Annotated in this window: 15 protein-coding genes; all 15 read right to left on the reverse strand. The window is 74.1% G+C overall.

Annotated features, from left to right (window positions below; genetic code table 11):
• Positions 1–5 precede the first annotated feature (5 nt).
• The 15 genes from DQE82_RS13890 to DQE82_RS13960 all read right to left on the reverse strand — a co-directional run bounded on the left by DQE82_RS13890 (position 6) and on the right by DQE82_RS13960 (position 12,870).
• Positions 6–926: a carbohydrate ABC transporter permease gene (locus tag DQE82_RS13890; protein ID WP_043323451.1), complete on the reverse strand. Its 921-nt coding sequence runs from the start codon at positions 924–926 to the stop codon at positions 6–8.
• Positions 923–1,948, reverse strand: coding sequence for a sugar ABC transporter permease (locus DQE82_RS13895; protein ID WP_064445683.1), 1,026 nt, complete (start codon positions 1,946–1,948; stop codon positions 923–925). The genes DQE82_RS13890 and DQE82_RS13895 overlap by 4 nt, the downstream gene beginning before the upstream one ends.
• Positions 1,945–3,624 (reverse strand): extracellular solute-binding protein, encoded by a 1,680-nt coding sequence (locus DQE82_RS13900; RefSeq protein WP_113972902.1) that lies wholly within the window; start codon positions 3,622–3,624, stop codon positions 1,945–1,947. Before DQE82_RS13900 ends, DQE82_RS13895 begins: the two co-directional genes overlap by 4 nt.
• Before the next feature lie 107 nt (positions 3,625–3,731).
• Entirely contained in the window at positions 3,732–4,421 is a 690-nt protein-coding gene (locus tag DQE82_RS13905; protein ID WP_043323447.1) for a RibD family protein, read from the reverse strand.
• Positions 4,418–5,047: a GTP cyclohydrolase II gene (gene ribA, locus DQE82_RS13910; RefSeq protein WP_030499246.1), complete on the reverse strand. Its 630-nt coding sequence runs from the start codon at positions 5,045–5,047 to the stop codon at positions 4,418–4,420. Before ribA ends, DQE82_RS13905 begins: the two co-directional genes overlap by 4 nt.
• Before the next feature lie 69 nt (positions 5,048–5,116).
• Complete coding sequence (locus DQE82_RS13915) at positions 5,117–6,013, reverse strand: lysylphosphatidylglycerol synthase transmembrane domain-containing protein (RefSeq protein WP_233514685.1); 897 nt, start codon at positions 6,011–6,013, stop codon at positions 5,117–5,119.
• 147 nt (positions 6,014–6,160) lie between these two features.
• The gene (locus DQE82_RS13920; protein ID WP_113972904.1) at positions 6,161–6,970 is read right to left on the reverse strand and encodes a class I SAM-dependent methyltransferase; all 810 of its coding nucleotides are present in this window, start codon (positions 6,968–6,970) and stop codon (positions 6,161–6,163) included.
• Positions 6,967–8,004, reverse strand: a complete 1,038-nt coding sequence (locus DQE82_RS13925; RefSeq protein ID WP_113972905.1) for a glycosyltransferase family 4 protein — start codon at positions 8,002–8,004, stop codon at positions 6,967–6,969. The genes DQE82_RS13920 and DQE82_RS13925 overlap by 4 nt, the downstream gene beginning before the upstream one ends.
• Before the next feature lie 4 nt (positions 8,005–8,008).
• The gene (locus DQE82_RS13930) at positions 8,009–8,407 is read right to left on the reverse strand and encodes a 6-carboxytetrahydropterin synthase (RefSeq protein ID WP_043323437.1); all 399 of its coding nucleotides are present in this window, start codon (positions 8,405–8,407) and stop codon (positions 8,009–8,011) included.
• 2 nt (positions 8,408–8,409) lie between these two features.
• Positions 8,410–9,429, reverse strand: a complete 1,020-nt coding sequence (locus tag DQE82_RS13935; RefSeq protein WP_369830112.1) for a zinc-binding alcohol dehydrogenase — start codon at positions 9,427–9,429, stop codon at positions 8,410–8,412.
• A 49-nt stretch (positions 9,430–9,478) separates the two neighbouring features.
• Complete coding sequence (locus DQE82_RS13940; RefSeq protein ID WP_233514660.1) at positions 9,479–9,742, reverse strand: hypothetical protein; 264 nt, start codon at positions 9,740–9,742, stop codon at positions 9,479–9,481.
• A gap of 104 nt (positions 9,743–9,846) precedes the next feature.
• A complete protein-coding gene (locus tag DQE82_RS13945) occupies positions 9,847–10,902 on the reverse strand; it encodes an ABC transporter ATP-binding protein (protein WP_069088485.1) in 1,056 nt (351 codons plus the stop codon).
• Positions 10,899–11,696, reverse strand: coding sequence for an ABC transporter permease (locus tag DQE82_RS13950; RefSeq protein WP_069088484.1), 798 nt, complete (start codon positions 11,694–11,696; stop codon positions 10,899–10,901). Before DQE82_RS13950 ends, DQE82_RS13945 begins: the two co-directional genes overlap by 4 nt.
• Entirely contained in the window at positions 11,693–12,418 is a 726-nt protein-coding gene (gene modA, locus DQE82_RS13955; RefSeq protein ID WP_199496013.1) for a molybdate ABC transporter substrate-binding protein, read from the reverse strand. Before modA ends, DQE82_RS13950 begins: the two co-directional genes overlap by 4 nt.
• Positions 12,419–12,471: 53 nt before the next feature.
• Positions 12,472–12,870 (reverse strand): molybdopterin-binding protein, encoded by a 399-nt coding sequence (locus DQE82_RS13960; RefSeq protein WP_043323433.1) that lies wholly within the window; start codon positions 12,868–12,870, stop codon positions 12,472–12,474.
• Positions 12,871–12,909: the final 39 nt, after the last annotated feature.

Below are 12,909 nucleotides of genomic sequence, written 5' to 3' on the forward strand. Positions count from 1 at the left end.
CCGCCTCAGCCCTTCACCGCGCCGATCAGCACGCCCTTGACGAAGTGCCGCTGGATGAACGGGTAGACGGCGACGATCGGCGCGACGGTCAGCACCACCACCGCCATCTTGACCGCCTCGGTCGGCGGCATGGTCACCCCGCTGCTGCCGCCGGAGGTGTGCGGGGCCTGCCCGGCCAGCAGGTAGCTCTGCAGCACCCGCTGGATCGGGTACATGTCGTTGCGGTCGATGAACAGCAGCGCGTCGAACCAGACGTTCCAGTAGCTGACCGCGTAGAACAGGCCGACCACGGCGATGACCGCGCGGGACAGCGGCAGCACGATGCGCGCCAGCGTACGGAAGTCGCTCGCGCCGTCGATGCGGGCGCTGTCCAGCAGCTCCGACGGGATGCCCTGGAAGAACCCGCGCACCACGACCAGGTTGAACACGCTGATCGCCGGTGGCAGGACCAGCGCCCAGATGGTGTCCTTCAGGCCCAGCCCGGTCACCACCAGGTAGCGGGGCACCAGCGGCGGGTAGACCAGGAACGGGATCAGGAAGTACGCCAGCAGCCAGCGGTGCCCCAGCGAGCCCGGCCGGGACAGCCCGTACGCGGCGAGCACGGTGACCGTCAGCGCGATGGCGGTGCCGATCACCGTGACGAGCGTGCTGATCCAGAGGGCCCGGGTGACAGCACCCCCGGCGAAGATCGTCTCGTACGCGGACGTGTCGATGCCCCGGGGCACGACCACCAGGCCGCCGGCCCGCGCGATGGTCTCCCGCGAGGACAGGCTGGTCACCAGGATCACCCAGAGCGGGAACAGCACGCCCGCCACGAGCACTGTGAGCACGACGGCCTTGAGGCCCTGCCCGACCGGGGTGGGCGGTTCCTGCCACACCGGCCGGCGGGATCGGTCGCCGGCGACCCGGCGGATCAGCGTGGTCATGACTTGGAGTAGATCCCTCGTTCGCCGAGCATGTGCGCCACCCGGTTGGCGGCCAGGATCAGCACCAGCCCGATGACGGCCTTGAACAGTCCGGCCGCGGCGCCGTACCCGTAGTTCCCGGTGGCGATGGAGAAGTGGTAGACGAAGGTGTCGAGCACCTCGGCGGCCTGCCGGCCGACGGCGTCGCGTTGCAGCAGGAACTGCTCGAAGCCGACTGAGAGCGCGTCGCCCAGGCGCAGGATGAGCAGCAGCACGATCACCGGTCGCAGACCGGGCAGCGTGATGTGCCACAGCCGCCGCCACCGGCCGGCGCCGTCGGCGGCGGCGGCCTCGTAGAGGTTCTGGTCGATGGTGGACAGCGCGGCCAGGAAGACGATGGTGCCCCAGCCGACGTCCTTCCACACCGCCTCGACGGTGACCAGCACGATGAACGTGTCCGGGTTGGTCATCACGTTCCACGGCTGCATCCCGGCGTCGCGCATGCTCTGGGCGAGCAGCCCCGCGCCGCCGAGCATCGCCACGAAGAACGTGACCACCAGCACCCAGCTGAAGAAGTGCGGCAGGTAGACGATGGTCTGGATGAGCCCGCGCAGCCGGCTGGACAGCAGGTTGTGCAGCGCGATGGCCAGCAGGATCGGCAGCGGGAAGAAGAAGACGAGCTGGAACGCGGTGATCGCCAGCGTGTTGCGGAACGCGTCCCAGAACGCCGGGTCGGAGAACAGCAGCTGGAACTGGCCGAAGCCGATCCAGTCACTGTGCGCGAACGCCTGCCACGGGTTGTCGCCGAGGTAGGGGTTGTAGTCCTGGAACGCGATGACGTTGCCGGCGATCGGCAGGTAGCTGAAGACCAGCAGGATTCCGAAGCCGGGCGCCACCATGGCGAGCAGCTGCCAGTCCCGCCGCAGCCGGGTGCGCAGCGGCACCCGGCGGCGGCGGGGAGGTCGGCCGGGCGGTCGGCCGGGCGAGGCCGGGGCGTCCGGCCGGGCCCGCTCGGGCCCGGCCAGGACGGCCGGCTCGCTCATCGGCCCGCCTTGGGCAGCGCGTCGGCGAGCAGCTTCCGGGCCTCTTCGCCGCCGGCGGCCTTCCACTCCTTGACGATGGCGTCCACGTCGCTCAGCGGTCGGCGGCCGCGCAGCACGTCGGTGAACTTGTCCTCGGTGGGCACCTGGTTGGCCTTGTACGCGGCGGGCATCTCCAGCTTCACCCCGGCCCACGGGTTGGGCTGCATGTGCTTGACCATCTCGTTGGAGTACGCGAGCACGTCCGGCACGAAGCGCGGGGTGTCCGGGAACGGCCCGATGGTGGGGTTGCGGCCGCTGATGAAGAAGTACTGGTTGGCGATCTCCTTGAACGCCAGGTCGGTCTTGACCGGCCCGTTCGGCGACGGGTTGTGGTGCTTGCCCGCGACGCCGAAGTCCCGCAGCTGCGCCTCCTGGCTGCCCAGCGGCGCGGAGCACCAGTTGATGATCCGCAGCAGCTCCTGGACCCGGTCCTTGCCGAGGCCCTTCTTGACGAACGTGTAGGAGATCGGCTCGTCGTCGCCCCAGACCAGCGGGTCGCCGCCGGTGGCGGAGAAGATCGGCACCGGCTGGATGTTCAGCTTGGGGTTGGTCTTCTGGTGCTCGGCCTGGGCGCCCTGCCAGAAGCCGACGCCGTCCTGGAGGAACACGATCGCGCCGTTCTTGGCGAACAGCTGCTTGGCGTCCGCGCCCCTGCTGGCCACGATGTCCGGGTGGACCAGGCCGTCCGCGTAGATCTTGGCCATCACCTCCAGCGCGCGGCGGAACTCCGGGGTCTCGTACTTGAACTCGGGGGTGCCGTCGGACTTGACCCGCCATCCGCCCTTGTGACCCGGCACCTTGTGGAACATCTGGATCATGGCGAAGACGTCGTTGAACGCCCACACCTTGCGCGCCGGGTCGGTCACCTGCTTGGCCACGGCGAGCAGGTCGTCCAGGTTCGCCGGCACGGCCAGGCCGCGCGCGTCGAGGATGTCCTTGCGGGTGAACAGCGCCCACGGGAACGGCCCGTCGGTGGGGTTGGGCACGGACATGAGCCGCTCGTTCCAGACCGCCCGCCGCCAGGCCCCGGTGGGGAAGCTCGCCAGCATCGGGTACGCGGCGGCGGCGTCGCCGCTGAGGTGGTCGGTCAGGTCCTCGAAGAGCACCTTGATGGCCTCGGCGAAGCGCGGGATCTTCTCCACCTCCCACCCCGGTACACACAGCAGGTCCGGCACGTCGCGCGCGCCGAGCATCGCGTTGAGCTTGTCGGCGTACGTGTTGCCGTCCTGGATGGTGAAGTTGACGGGCGTGCCCAGCTCGGCGTTGACCGCCTGGAGGTAGGCGCTCTGCGCGACGCCGGGCGGCGCCGGGCCCCAGGCGGGGGTCATGGCGGTGACCTGCTTGCCGCTGGTGCCGGGCTTGTCGGTGACGGCGTCGACGAGGCTGGCCGGGTAGCGGGTGTAGCCGTCGGGCACCGGCCGGGTGCCGACGATGTCGGGCTTGATGCCGCCGGGCAGGTCCTTGTGGTTGGGCAGCAGGCCGGAGACGGCGTCGAGGTTCTGGGCGGCGCCGGTGCCGGCCGGCTTCTCCGAGCAGCCGGCGAGCAGCGGGCCGGCGGTGGTGGCGGCCACGCCGAGGCCGACCAGGCCGAGGAAGCGACGGCGGGAGGAGCCCGGGTCGGGGTGGTGCGCGGTCATCGGTCCCCCTTCGGGAAGGGATGCGCAGTGGATTAGTTCGTATGGATGGTCAACAAACTAATCACGACCGTGAGCTTGCACAAGGGTGGACCGGGCGGGACGACGGGTCAGGCCGGGCAGCGGTCGGACAACGCGTAGCGGGTGAGCACCACGTCGCCGATCTGGCGCACCTCGACCACCCGGGCCCGACGGCCCGGGTGCCACGGGAAGCGGCCGTCCCCGACGAAGCGCGGCGCCCGACGGTCCCCCACAAAGAACGGGGCGACCACCAGGTGCAGCTCGTCGGCCAGGCCGGCGGTGAGGAACTGGCGGTGCATCGAGCCGCCGCCCTCCACCATCAGGCGCGTCACGCCGCGCCCGGCCAGGTCGGCCACCACCGCCTCCGCGGTGGCCGGATCGCCCGCGTCGACCACCGTGGACACGGCGCCGACCTGCTCACGGGCCTTGTCCACCACTCCGCTCGGGCAGTACACCAGCTTGAGCCCGTCACCCATGGTGAAGAAGCGCGCCCCCGGGTCGAGGTCGCCGCTGCCGGTGACTGTCACCTTCACCGGCGACGGGGGCAGGCCGCGCGCCACCCGCTCGGCGCGCCGCCGCTCGCTGCGCACCAGCAGGCGGGGGTCGTCGCGGCGTACGGTGGCCGCGCCCACCAGGATCGCGTCGCACCCGGCCCGGGTCGCGTCGACCCGGTCCAGGTCGTCGTCGTTCGACAGCAGCAGCCGGTCGGTGGTCGCGTCGTCGATGTATCCGTCGATCGACATCGCGCAGCTGAGCAGGACGTACGGGCGGGTGGTCACGGCACGAACGGCAGGTCGAGGGCGTGATCGGCGCGGGTCACCTTGGCCGCCAGGTAACCGGCGTTCGCCGGCGACAGGTGCACGCCGGTGGACACCCGGTCGGCCACCGTGACGCCCAGCCGTTCGAGCTGGGCCGCCTTGTCCGGGTTGTTGCTGAGCAGGGCCACCCGGTCCACGCCCAGCGCGCCGAGCATCTGCGCGGCCACCGTGTAGTCACGCTCGTCCGCACCGCGCCCGAGCGCCAGGTTCGCCTCGTACGTGTCGAGGCCGTCGTCCTGCAGCGCGTACGCGTCGAGCTTGGCGTACAGGCCGATGCCCCGCCCCTCCTGCCGCAGGTAGAGCAGGTAGCCACCGGCCTCGGCGATGCGCTCGACCGCCTCGCGCAGCTGCGGCCCGCAGTCGCAGCGCTGGCTGCCGAACACGTCCCCGGTGAGGCACTCGCTGTGCGGGCGGACCAGCGGCGGGTCGGCGTCGACGTGTTCACCGAGCCCGAACGCCAGGTGCTCGCGCCCGTCGACGAGACCGTGGAAGGTGTGCACGCGCGCGGTCGTCACGTAACCGTCGGGGAACCGTAGCGGGACCGTCACGCGGGTCCGGACCGTCGCGGTGGGCAGGGTTTCGTCCATGGTTCTCCTGTCGTCCGGTCGCCGGGCGGACCCGGCGACGCACACCTCGCTCCCCCACCGTAGGCGGGATCACCGACAGTTGCCGGGCTCCCGCCGGGGCATCCGCCGCGCCAGCAGCACCGCGGCGCCGGGCAGGCTGGCCACCAGCACCAGCGCGCCGTACACCGTGCCGGTCGCCACACCCTGCGCGGCGGTCAGCCCGGCCGAGGCGAACGCCCACGCGGCGACTCCCTCGCGCGGGCCGAACCCGCCCACGTTGAGCGGCACCGCCATGGCCAGCAGGGCGAGCAGCGTCAACGGCAGCAGGCGGGACAGCGGGGCGTCCGTCCCGGCGGTGCGGGCGGCCACCACGAACGTGGCCAGGTGGCCGGCGAACACCACAGTCGAGGCGATCACCACACCGGCCCAGGTCCGGCGGCCCAGCACGCCGGAGCGCACGTCGACGACCACGGTCCGGGCCGCCCGCGCCCAGCGGGACGCCCCGGAGCGGGGCACCGCGCGGGCGGCCAGCGCCAGCGCCAGCGCCAGCACGGCCAGGCCGGCCGCCAGCCACGGCAGGTACCGGCGCACCGGTGACGGGAACGCGGCGAGCAGCGCCACCGCGATGACCACCTGCACCACCTGACCGGCGGTGCGCTCCCAGACCACCGCCCGTACGCCCCGGGCCACGTCCCCGGCGTCGCGGCCGTGCCGGACCGCCCGGTGCACGTCGCCGAGCACGCCACCGGGCAGCGTCGAGTTGAGGAAGATCGCCCGGTAGCAGTGCGCCACCGCGGCGCGCATCGGCAGCCGTACGCCCAGCCCGCCGGCGACAAGCGACCAGCGCCAGGCGCAGCAGACGGTGGTGATCACGCCGATGCCGAGCGCGGCGGCCAGCGCCGGCGCGTCGATCAGGCGCAGCCCGGCCAGGAACGGACCGGTGCCCACTGACGCGACGAGCACGGCGAGCACCGCGAGCCCGAGCAGCGGACGTACCCAGGTCCGGCGCGTCCGGGCCCGGCGCGGCGGCGCGGGCGTGACAGCCGGTACGGGTCCGGCGACGGCGACGGCGACGTGTGACAAACGGTCCTCCCTTGTTCCCACCGGTTGTCACGTGCCAGCAGCCGGTACGGTTCAGCCGGCGAGCAGGTCGGCGTGATGCAGCACCACGTCGAGCCGGCCGGCGGCGGCCTCGGCGAGCCGCCACTTCTGATACGTCCCGGCGGGCCCGGACAGATGCGGTAGTTCCTCGACCGCTGCGGCGACCCAGCCGGTGAGCCATTCGGCGGCCAGTTCCGCCTGCTCCGGGCCGAGCCGCCACGGGGTGGGGCGCACCACGACCTCGACGCCGTGACGGGAGAACGCGGCCACGGCGGCGTCCACGGCGTCCGGCCCGAGCAGCGCCCGGCCGTCGACGGTGCGCCGCTGGTGGGCGTTGAACGCGGCGGTCAGCTCGGCGTCGAGCGGGTCGGGCGGGGTGAACTCGGCCCGCCCGGTGACGGTGAGCGCGAACAGCGTCGGGTGCCCGGCGCAGGCCGCCGCCATCCGCCCGAGCTCCTCGGCGGTGAGCATGTCCAGCAGCGCGGACGCGGTGACCAGGTGCGCGCCGGCCAGGTCGGCGGCGGTCAGCCGGGTGATGTCCGAGTCGAGCGTCGTCACGGTGACCTCGGCCCCGTCGGCGGCGGTGAGCCGCGCCGAGCGGGCCAGCGCCAGCAGGTCCCGGTCGCGTTCGTGCAGCACCCAGCGTTGCGGGCCGGGCAGCCGGGGCGCGAGCCAGCGGGCCATCGAACCGGTGCCGCTGCCCAGGTCGTGCACGACGAGCGGCCGGCCGGCGGGCATCCGGTCGCGGACCGCGTCGGCCAGCTCGGCGCTGCGGGCCGCCGCGTCGGCGGGCTCTCGCAGCCGCAGCCAGTCCGCGAAGCCGGGCGGGAGTGAGGTGGTCATGCCGCGGTCGCCTCCTTCAGCGCCGTCGCCAGCCGGTCCACGGTGACCGGCCAGCCGGTGAGGGTGTCCCGCCGCTGCCGGGCGGCGCGGCGCAGCCGGTCCCGCAGGCCGGGGTCGGTGAGCCAGCGGCGCAGCGCCGCGGCGGTCGCGCCCGGATCGTCCGGTGGCACCATCAGGCCGGGCCGCTCGCCGCCGGGCGCGTGCCCGAGCGTGGCCGGCAGGCCGCCGGTGTCGCTGGCCAGCACCGGTACGCCCCGGGCCAGCGCCTCGGTGACCACCATCCCGTACGTCTCCTGTCGCGAGAGCTGAACCAGCAGATCGGCGGCGGCGTAGGTGGCGGCCAGGTCCGGCCCGGTACGGGGGCCGGTGAGCCGGACCCGGGCGCCCAGACCGGCGGCGGCGAGCCGCCCGCGCATCCGGTCGGCGAAGGGCCGGTCCCGCTCCAGCGGTCCCACCCAGTCGCAGGTCCAGTTCAGGTCCGCCACCTCGGCGAGCGCGGCGGCGAGCACGTCGTGGCCCTTGACCGCCGTGACGGCGGCGACGCAGAGCAGCCGCCCACCGCCGGGCGTGCCGGGGGCGACGGGCGCCGGGTCGACGCCGGGTGGGGCGGCCGTCACCAGTTCGGGGCGCAGCCGGTAGCGGTCGAGCAGCCGGCCGCGGGTCCACTCGCTGGTGGCTACCACTGCGGTGGCCGCCGCCAGCGCCCGTGCCTCGGTCTCCCCCTCGATCGGCAGGTGCACCAGGATCACCAGGCGCAGCCGCGCGGCGTGCGGGGCGAGCACGTCCGGCACGGTGGAGGCGACCAGGCCGTCGAGCAGCACCGTCGCGCCGTCGGGGAGCCCGCCGAGCAGTCCGGCCAGGTCGGCGCGCTCGCGTGGCCCCGGGTGCGGCCAGCCGCCGGGCACCTGGTGTTCCCGGACCGTCCAGCCGCGTCCGGCCAGGCCACGACAGACGTGCCGGTCGTAGGCGTTGCCGCCGCTGGGGTCCGCCTGGTCGTCGATGTCACCCGGCAGCACCACGTGGACGACGCTCATCCGGTCAGAGCGACCGCTCGTAGCTCGCCCAGGCGATGTGTGACTCGTGCAGGGTGACGGTGATCCCGGTCAGGCCGCGCGCCCCCTCCCCCAGCCGGCCGGCCGTCACCGCGTCGGCGAGCCGGTCGGCCACCGTACGGGCCAGCACCTCGGTGGTGGTGTTCACCCCGGTGAAGGCGGACTCGTCGTCGAGATTGCGGTAGTTCAGCTCGCCGAGCACGGCCTTGAGCTGCTCGGTGGCCAGCCCGATGTCGACCACGATCCCGTCGTCGTCCAGTTCCGGCCGGCGGAACGTGGCGTCGACGACGAACGTCGCGCCGTGCAGCCGCTGGGCCGGGCCGAACACCTCGCCGCGGAAGCTGTGGGCGACCATGATGTGGTCCCGGACGGTCACGCTGAACACGTTCACTCCTCGCCGTAGGTGATGAGATGGCACAGCGCCGGAAGACGGCCCGATGCGAGCCGGTCCAGCACGTCGGGCAGGTCGTCGAAGCGGGACCGGCCGGTGAGCAGCGCGTCGAACGCCGGGTCGGCGAGCAGGTCCAGGGCCAGGGCGAGCCGGTCGGCGTAGCTGCGGTCGGCGCGCCGGGGCGACACCGTGCCGACCTGGCTGCTGCGGATGCGCAGCCGTCGGGAGTGGAACGCGCCGCCGAGCGCGAGCGTGACCGGCCGGTCGCCGTACCAGCTCAGCTCCAGCACGGTGCCCTCGGGACGCAGCAGCTCCAGGCCGCGCTGCAGCCCGTCGGCGGTGGCGCTGGCGTGCACCACCAGGTCGCGACCGCCGGCCGCGTCGGCGGGCGCGGCGAAGTCGGCGCCGAGCGCGGCGGCCACGTCGGCGCGGGCCGGGTCGGCGTCGACCAGCTCGACCCGGACGCCGGGGAAGCGGGCCAGCAGCGCGGTGACCGCGCAGCCGACCATCCCGCCGCCGATCACCGTGACCCGGTCGCCGACCAGCGGCGCGGCGTCCCACAGCGCGTTCACCGCGGTCTCCACGGTGCCGGCCAGCACCGCGCGCTGCGCCGGCACGCCGTCCGGCACGACGGTCACGGCGTCGGCCGGGACCACGTACGCGCTCTGGTGCGGGTAGAGGCAGAAGACGGTACGGCCGAGCAGCCGCTCGTCGCCGGCCTCGACCGTGCCGACGCTCAGATAGCCGTACTTCACCGGGGCGGGGAAGTCGCCCTCCTGGAACGGCGCGCGCATGGCGGCGTGCTGGTCGGCCGGGACACGGCCGGTGAACACGAGCGTCTCGGTGCCGCGGCTGACGCCGGAGAAGCGGGTACGCACCAGCACCTCACCCGGGCCGGGCGAGGCGACGCGCACCGGCCGGATCTCGCCCTCGCCGGGAGCGCGGAGCCAGAACGCCTGGGCGTCTACCGTCACGAACTCTCCTCTTCCCCGCATTCCGACCGAGTTGTCGATCATAAACACGGAAGCGGGGCGTCAAAGGTTCGAACCGCCCGCGACCCGGTGCTCAGGCGGCGCGCCGCCGCTGCTCCGTACGCCACGTTTCCGGCTCGGCCCGGTCGGCGTGCCGGTCCCCGGCCAGCTCCATCGCCCGGTGGGCCGCCGTCAGCGCGTTGCACGGCGCGACCTGACCGTCACACAGCAGGCTCTCGCACCGGCCGGACTCGTCGGGCCGGTGCGCGACGGCCACGTCGTACGCGGCCCGCCAGAGCAACGGGTCGGTGACTCCCCGTGGCAGGTCGGCGTCCTGACTGGACCTGTTGCGGATCATGTCGGGCACCGTGTCCCCCTTTGCGTCGTCGCTACCGTCCCAGTGACCGGTTGAGCGCAGATCAAACCTCTCACCTGCGCACATGCCGCGACCAGCGGTGTTTGTCACGCCGGATAGGCGCGCGTCTCCGCTGCCTTGACCGCCGCCCAGACCGGCCGGCCGGGGATCAGCCCGAGGTGGGCCGCGGCGGCGGGCGTGACGTCGGCGGCGACCTCGACCGGGCCGGCCAGCTGCACGCGCAGGTTGTCGCCGTGGCGCTGCACGCCGGTGACGGTGGCCGCCCACACGTTGCGCGGGCTGCCCTCGGGCCGGGACGGGTGCAGCGCCACAGCGGCCGGTGGGTAGGCGACGAACACGTCACCGTGGACGGTGTCGGCGGTGGTGAGTGCCAGCTCACCGACGGTGACCGTGTGCCCGTCGGCGCGGCCGCGGTGCAGGTTCAGGCCGACCAGCCGGGCCACGTAGTCGGTGCGTGGCCGCGCCGTGACGGTGGCGGCGTCACCCTCCTGCACCACCCGGCCGTGCTCCACGATGACCAGCCGGTCGGCGAGCACCAGCGCGTCGAGGGGGTCGTGGGTGACGAGCAGCGTCGCGCCGGGATGCGCGCCGAGGTGGCGCTGGAGTTCGGCGCGGGTGTCCAGCCGGGTCCGCGCGTCGAGCGCGGCCAGGGGCTCGTCGAGCAGCAGCAGGGCCGGGTCGACAGCGAGCGCGCGGGCCAGCGCGACCCGCTGCGCCTGCCCGCCGGAGAGCTGCCGGGGCCGGCGCCGGGCCTGGTCGCCGAGGCCGACCCGGTCCAGCCACTCCTGGGCACGGGCGCGGGCGGCCCGCTTGTCGGCGCCCCGGCGGCGCGGCCCGAACGCCACGTTGTCCAGCGCGCTCAGGTGCGGGAACAGCAGATAGTCCTGGAACACCACGCCGACCGGCCGCCGTTCCGGCGGCGTCCACATCCGGCGGTCCGGCCGGTCCAGGTCGGCGCCGTCGAGCGTGAGGTGCCCGGCGGTGAGCGGGTGCAGCCCGGCGAGCACCCGCAGCGCGGTGGTCTTGCCCGCGCCGTTGGGGCCGAGCAGCGCCACCACCTCACCGGCGGCGATGCGCAGCCGCACGTCGAGGCTGAAGCCGTCCCGCTCGGCGGCCAGATGCGCGTCCAGCAGCGCGGTCATGTGCTGCCGACCCACTTGTCGCGCAGCGCGGCGAGGATGACCACGGAGACGGTGAGCAGGATCAGGCTCAGCACGATCGCGGCCTGGAGGTCGGTCTCCAGCGCAAGGTAGACAGCCAGCGGCATGGTCTGGGTGCGGCCCGGATAGTTGCCGGCGAACGTGATGGTGGCGCCGAACTCGCCGAGCGCGCGGGCCCAGCAGAGCACCGCCCCGGCCGCCACGCCCGGGGCGACCAGCGGCAGCGTGACCCGGGTGAACGTGGTGAACCGCCCGGCGCCGAGCGTGGCGGCGGCCTCCTCGTACCGGGGGTCGGCGCCGCGCAGCGCCCCTTCGACGGCGATGACCAGGAACGGCATGGCCACGAACGCCTCGGCCAGCACCACCCCGGCGGTGGTGAACGGCAGCGTCACCCCGAACGTCTCGTCCAGCCACGAGCCGATCAGCCCGCGCCGGCCGAAGACCAGCAGCAGCGCCACGCCGCCTACCACCGGCGGCAGCACCAGCGGCACCGTGACCAGCGCCCGGACCAGCCGCCGCCCGGGGAACTCCACCCGGGCCAGCAGCCACGCCAGGGGTACGCCGAGCGCCACGCAGAGCAGCGTGGCGACGGTGGCGGTCACCAGCGACAGCCGCAGCGCGGTGAGCACACCCGGTTCGGTCAGCCGCCCGGGCAGCGTCGTCCAGGGGGCTCGCAGCAGCAGACCGGCCAGCGGCAGGACGAGGAAGGCCAGTCCCAGCCCGGCGGGCACGAGCAGGGCGACCGGCACCCGCTGCCGGCGTACCGTGCGGCTCATGCGCCGGGCGGCGCCTGGAACCCGGCGGCGGTGAGCACGGCGAGCCCGGCGTCGGAGCGGACGAAGTCGACGAAGGCGCGGGCGCCGGCCGGGTTCCCGGCGGCGCGCAGCACCACGATCGGGTAGTCGTTCACCGCGCGCGCGGACTCCGGGAACTCGACGGCGTCGAGCCCGGGAGCGGCGCGGACGTCGGTGCGGTAGACCAGCGCGGCGTCGACCTCGCCGAGGCGCAGCTTGGCCAGCGCGCCCTTGACGTCCTGTTCGAGCGTGGCGGGCGTGAGCCGAACACCGGCCGCGTCCAGCGCGGTACGCGCGGCGGCGCCGCAGGGCACCTGCTCGGCGCAGAGCGCCACCTTGACGCCGGGGCGGGCGAGGTCGGCCAGGCCGCCGACCCGGGCCGGGTTACCCCGGGGTACGGCCACGACGAGCTGGTTGCGGGCCAGCACGGCCGGTTCGCCCGCGGCGTCACCGGCGTCGGTGACCGTCTTCATGGTGGCCGGGGACGCGGCGGCGAACACGTCGGCGGGCGCGCCCTGGGTGATCTGGGTGGCCAGCCCGGAGCTGCCGCCGAAGTTGAACCGGACGGTGCGGCCCGGGTGCGCGGCCTCGTAGTCCTTGCCGAGCCGGGTGAACGACTCGGTGAGCGAGGCGGCGGCGAACACCGTCACCGGGCCGGCGCCGTCGGGCCCGGCCGGGGCGTCCGCGTCGCCGCAGCCGGTCATGCCGAGCGCCGCCACCAGCGCGCCGGCGAAGGCGGCGCGAATCCACCGTACGGTCACGGGCTGGTCCTTCCCCTGGGGGTGGCTCGCTCGACCACGACGGTGGTCGACTTGATCACGGCGACGGCGACGGCGCCGACCTGGAGGTCGAGGTCGTCGACAGCCTCGCGGCTCATCAGCGACACCACCCGGAACGGCCCGGCCTGGATGTCCACCTGGGCCATCACGGTGTCCTTGACCACGGCGGTGACGATGCCGCGCAGCCGGTTGCGGGCCGAGGACAGCTCGGGGTGGCCGGGAGCGCGGACGAACGCTGCGACGTCGGCGCCGTCGAGCACCCGGTGACCGTGCTCGTCGCGGGTGGCCGGCAGCTTGCCGGCGTCGATCCAACGGCGGACCGTGTCCGCGCTGACCCCGAGCAGTTCGGCTGCCTCACCGATCCGGAACACCGTCACGCGCTCACCCTAGCGGCCCGCACATGCAAGCCGGAAGGG

Origin of the sequence: Micromonospora sp. LHW51205, from assembly GCF_003315815.1 — a bacterium.
Taxonomy (GTDB): domain Bacteria; phylum Actinomycetota; class Actinomycetes; order Mycobacteriales; family Micromonosporaceae; genus Micromonospora; species Micromonospora chalcea.

Excerpts from the sequence above, each read along its gene's own strand:
- DQE82_RS13900 (WP_113972902.1), bottom strand. The coding sequence starts at position 3,624 with ATGACCGCGCACCACCCCGACCCGGGCTCCTCCCGCCGTCGCTTCCTC.
- DQE82_RS13935 (WP_369830112.1), bottom strand. The coding sequence starts at position 9,429 with ATGATCGACAACTCGGTCGGAATGCGGGGAAGAGGAGAGTTCGTGACG.
- DQE82_RS13940 (WP_233514660.1), bottom strand. The coding sequence starts at position 9,742 with ATGATCCGCAACAGGTCCAGTCAGGACGCCGACCTGCCACGGGGAGTC.
- modA (WP_199496013.1), bottom strand. The coding sequence starts at position 12,418 with ATGACCGGCTGCGGCGACGCGGACGCCCCGGCCGGGCCCGACGGCGCC.
- DQE82_RS13945 (WP_069088485.1), bottom strand. The coding sequence starts at position 10,902 with ATGACCGCGCTGCTGGACGCGCATCTGGCCGCCGAGCGGGACGGCTTC.
- DQE82_RS13895 (WP_064445683.1), bottom strand. The coding sequence starts at position 1,948 with ATGAGCGAGCCGGCCGTCCTGGCCGGGCCCGAGCGGGCCCGGCCGGAC.
- ribA (WP_030499246.1), bottom strand. The coding sequence starts at position 5,047 with ATGGACGAAACCCTGCCCACCGCGACGGTCCGGACCCGCGTGACGGTC.
- DQE82_RS13950 (WP_069088484.1), bottom strand. The coding sequence starts at position 11,696 with ATGAGCCGCACGGTACGCCGGCAGCGGGTGCCGGTCGCCCTGCTCGTG.
- DQE82_RS13920 (WP_113972904.1), bottom strand. The coding sequence starts at position 6,970 with ATGACCACCTCACTCCCGCCCGGCTTCGCGGACTGGCTGCGGCTGCGA.
- DQE82_RS13890 (WP_043323451.1), bottom strand. The coding sequence starts at position 926 with ATGACCACGCTGATCCGCCGGGTCGCCGGCGACCGATCCCGCCGGCCG.
- DQE82_RS13925 (WP_113972905.1), bottom strand. The coding sequence starts at position 8,004 with ATGAGCGTCGTCCACGTGGTGCTGCCGGGTGACATCGACGACCAGGCG.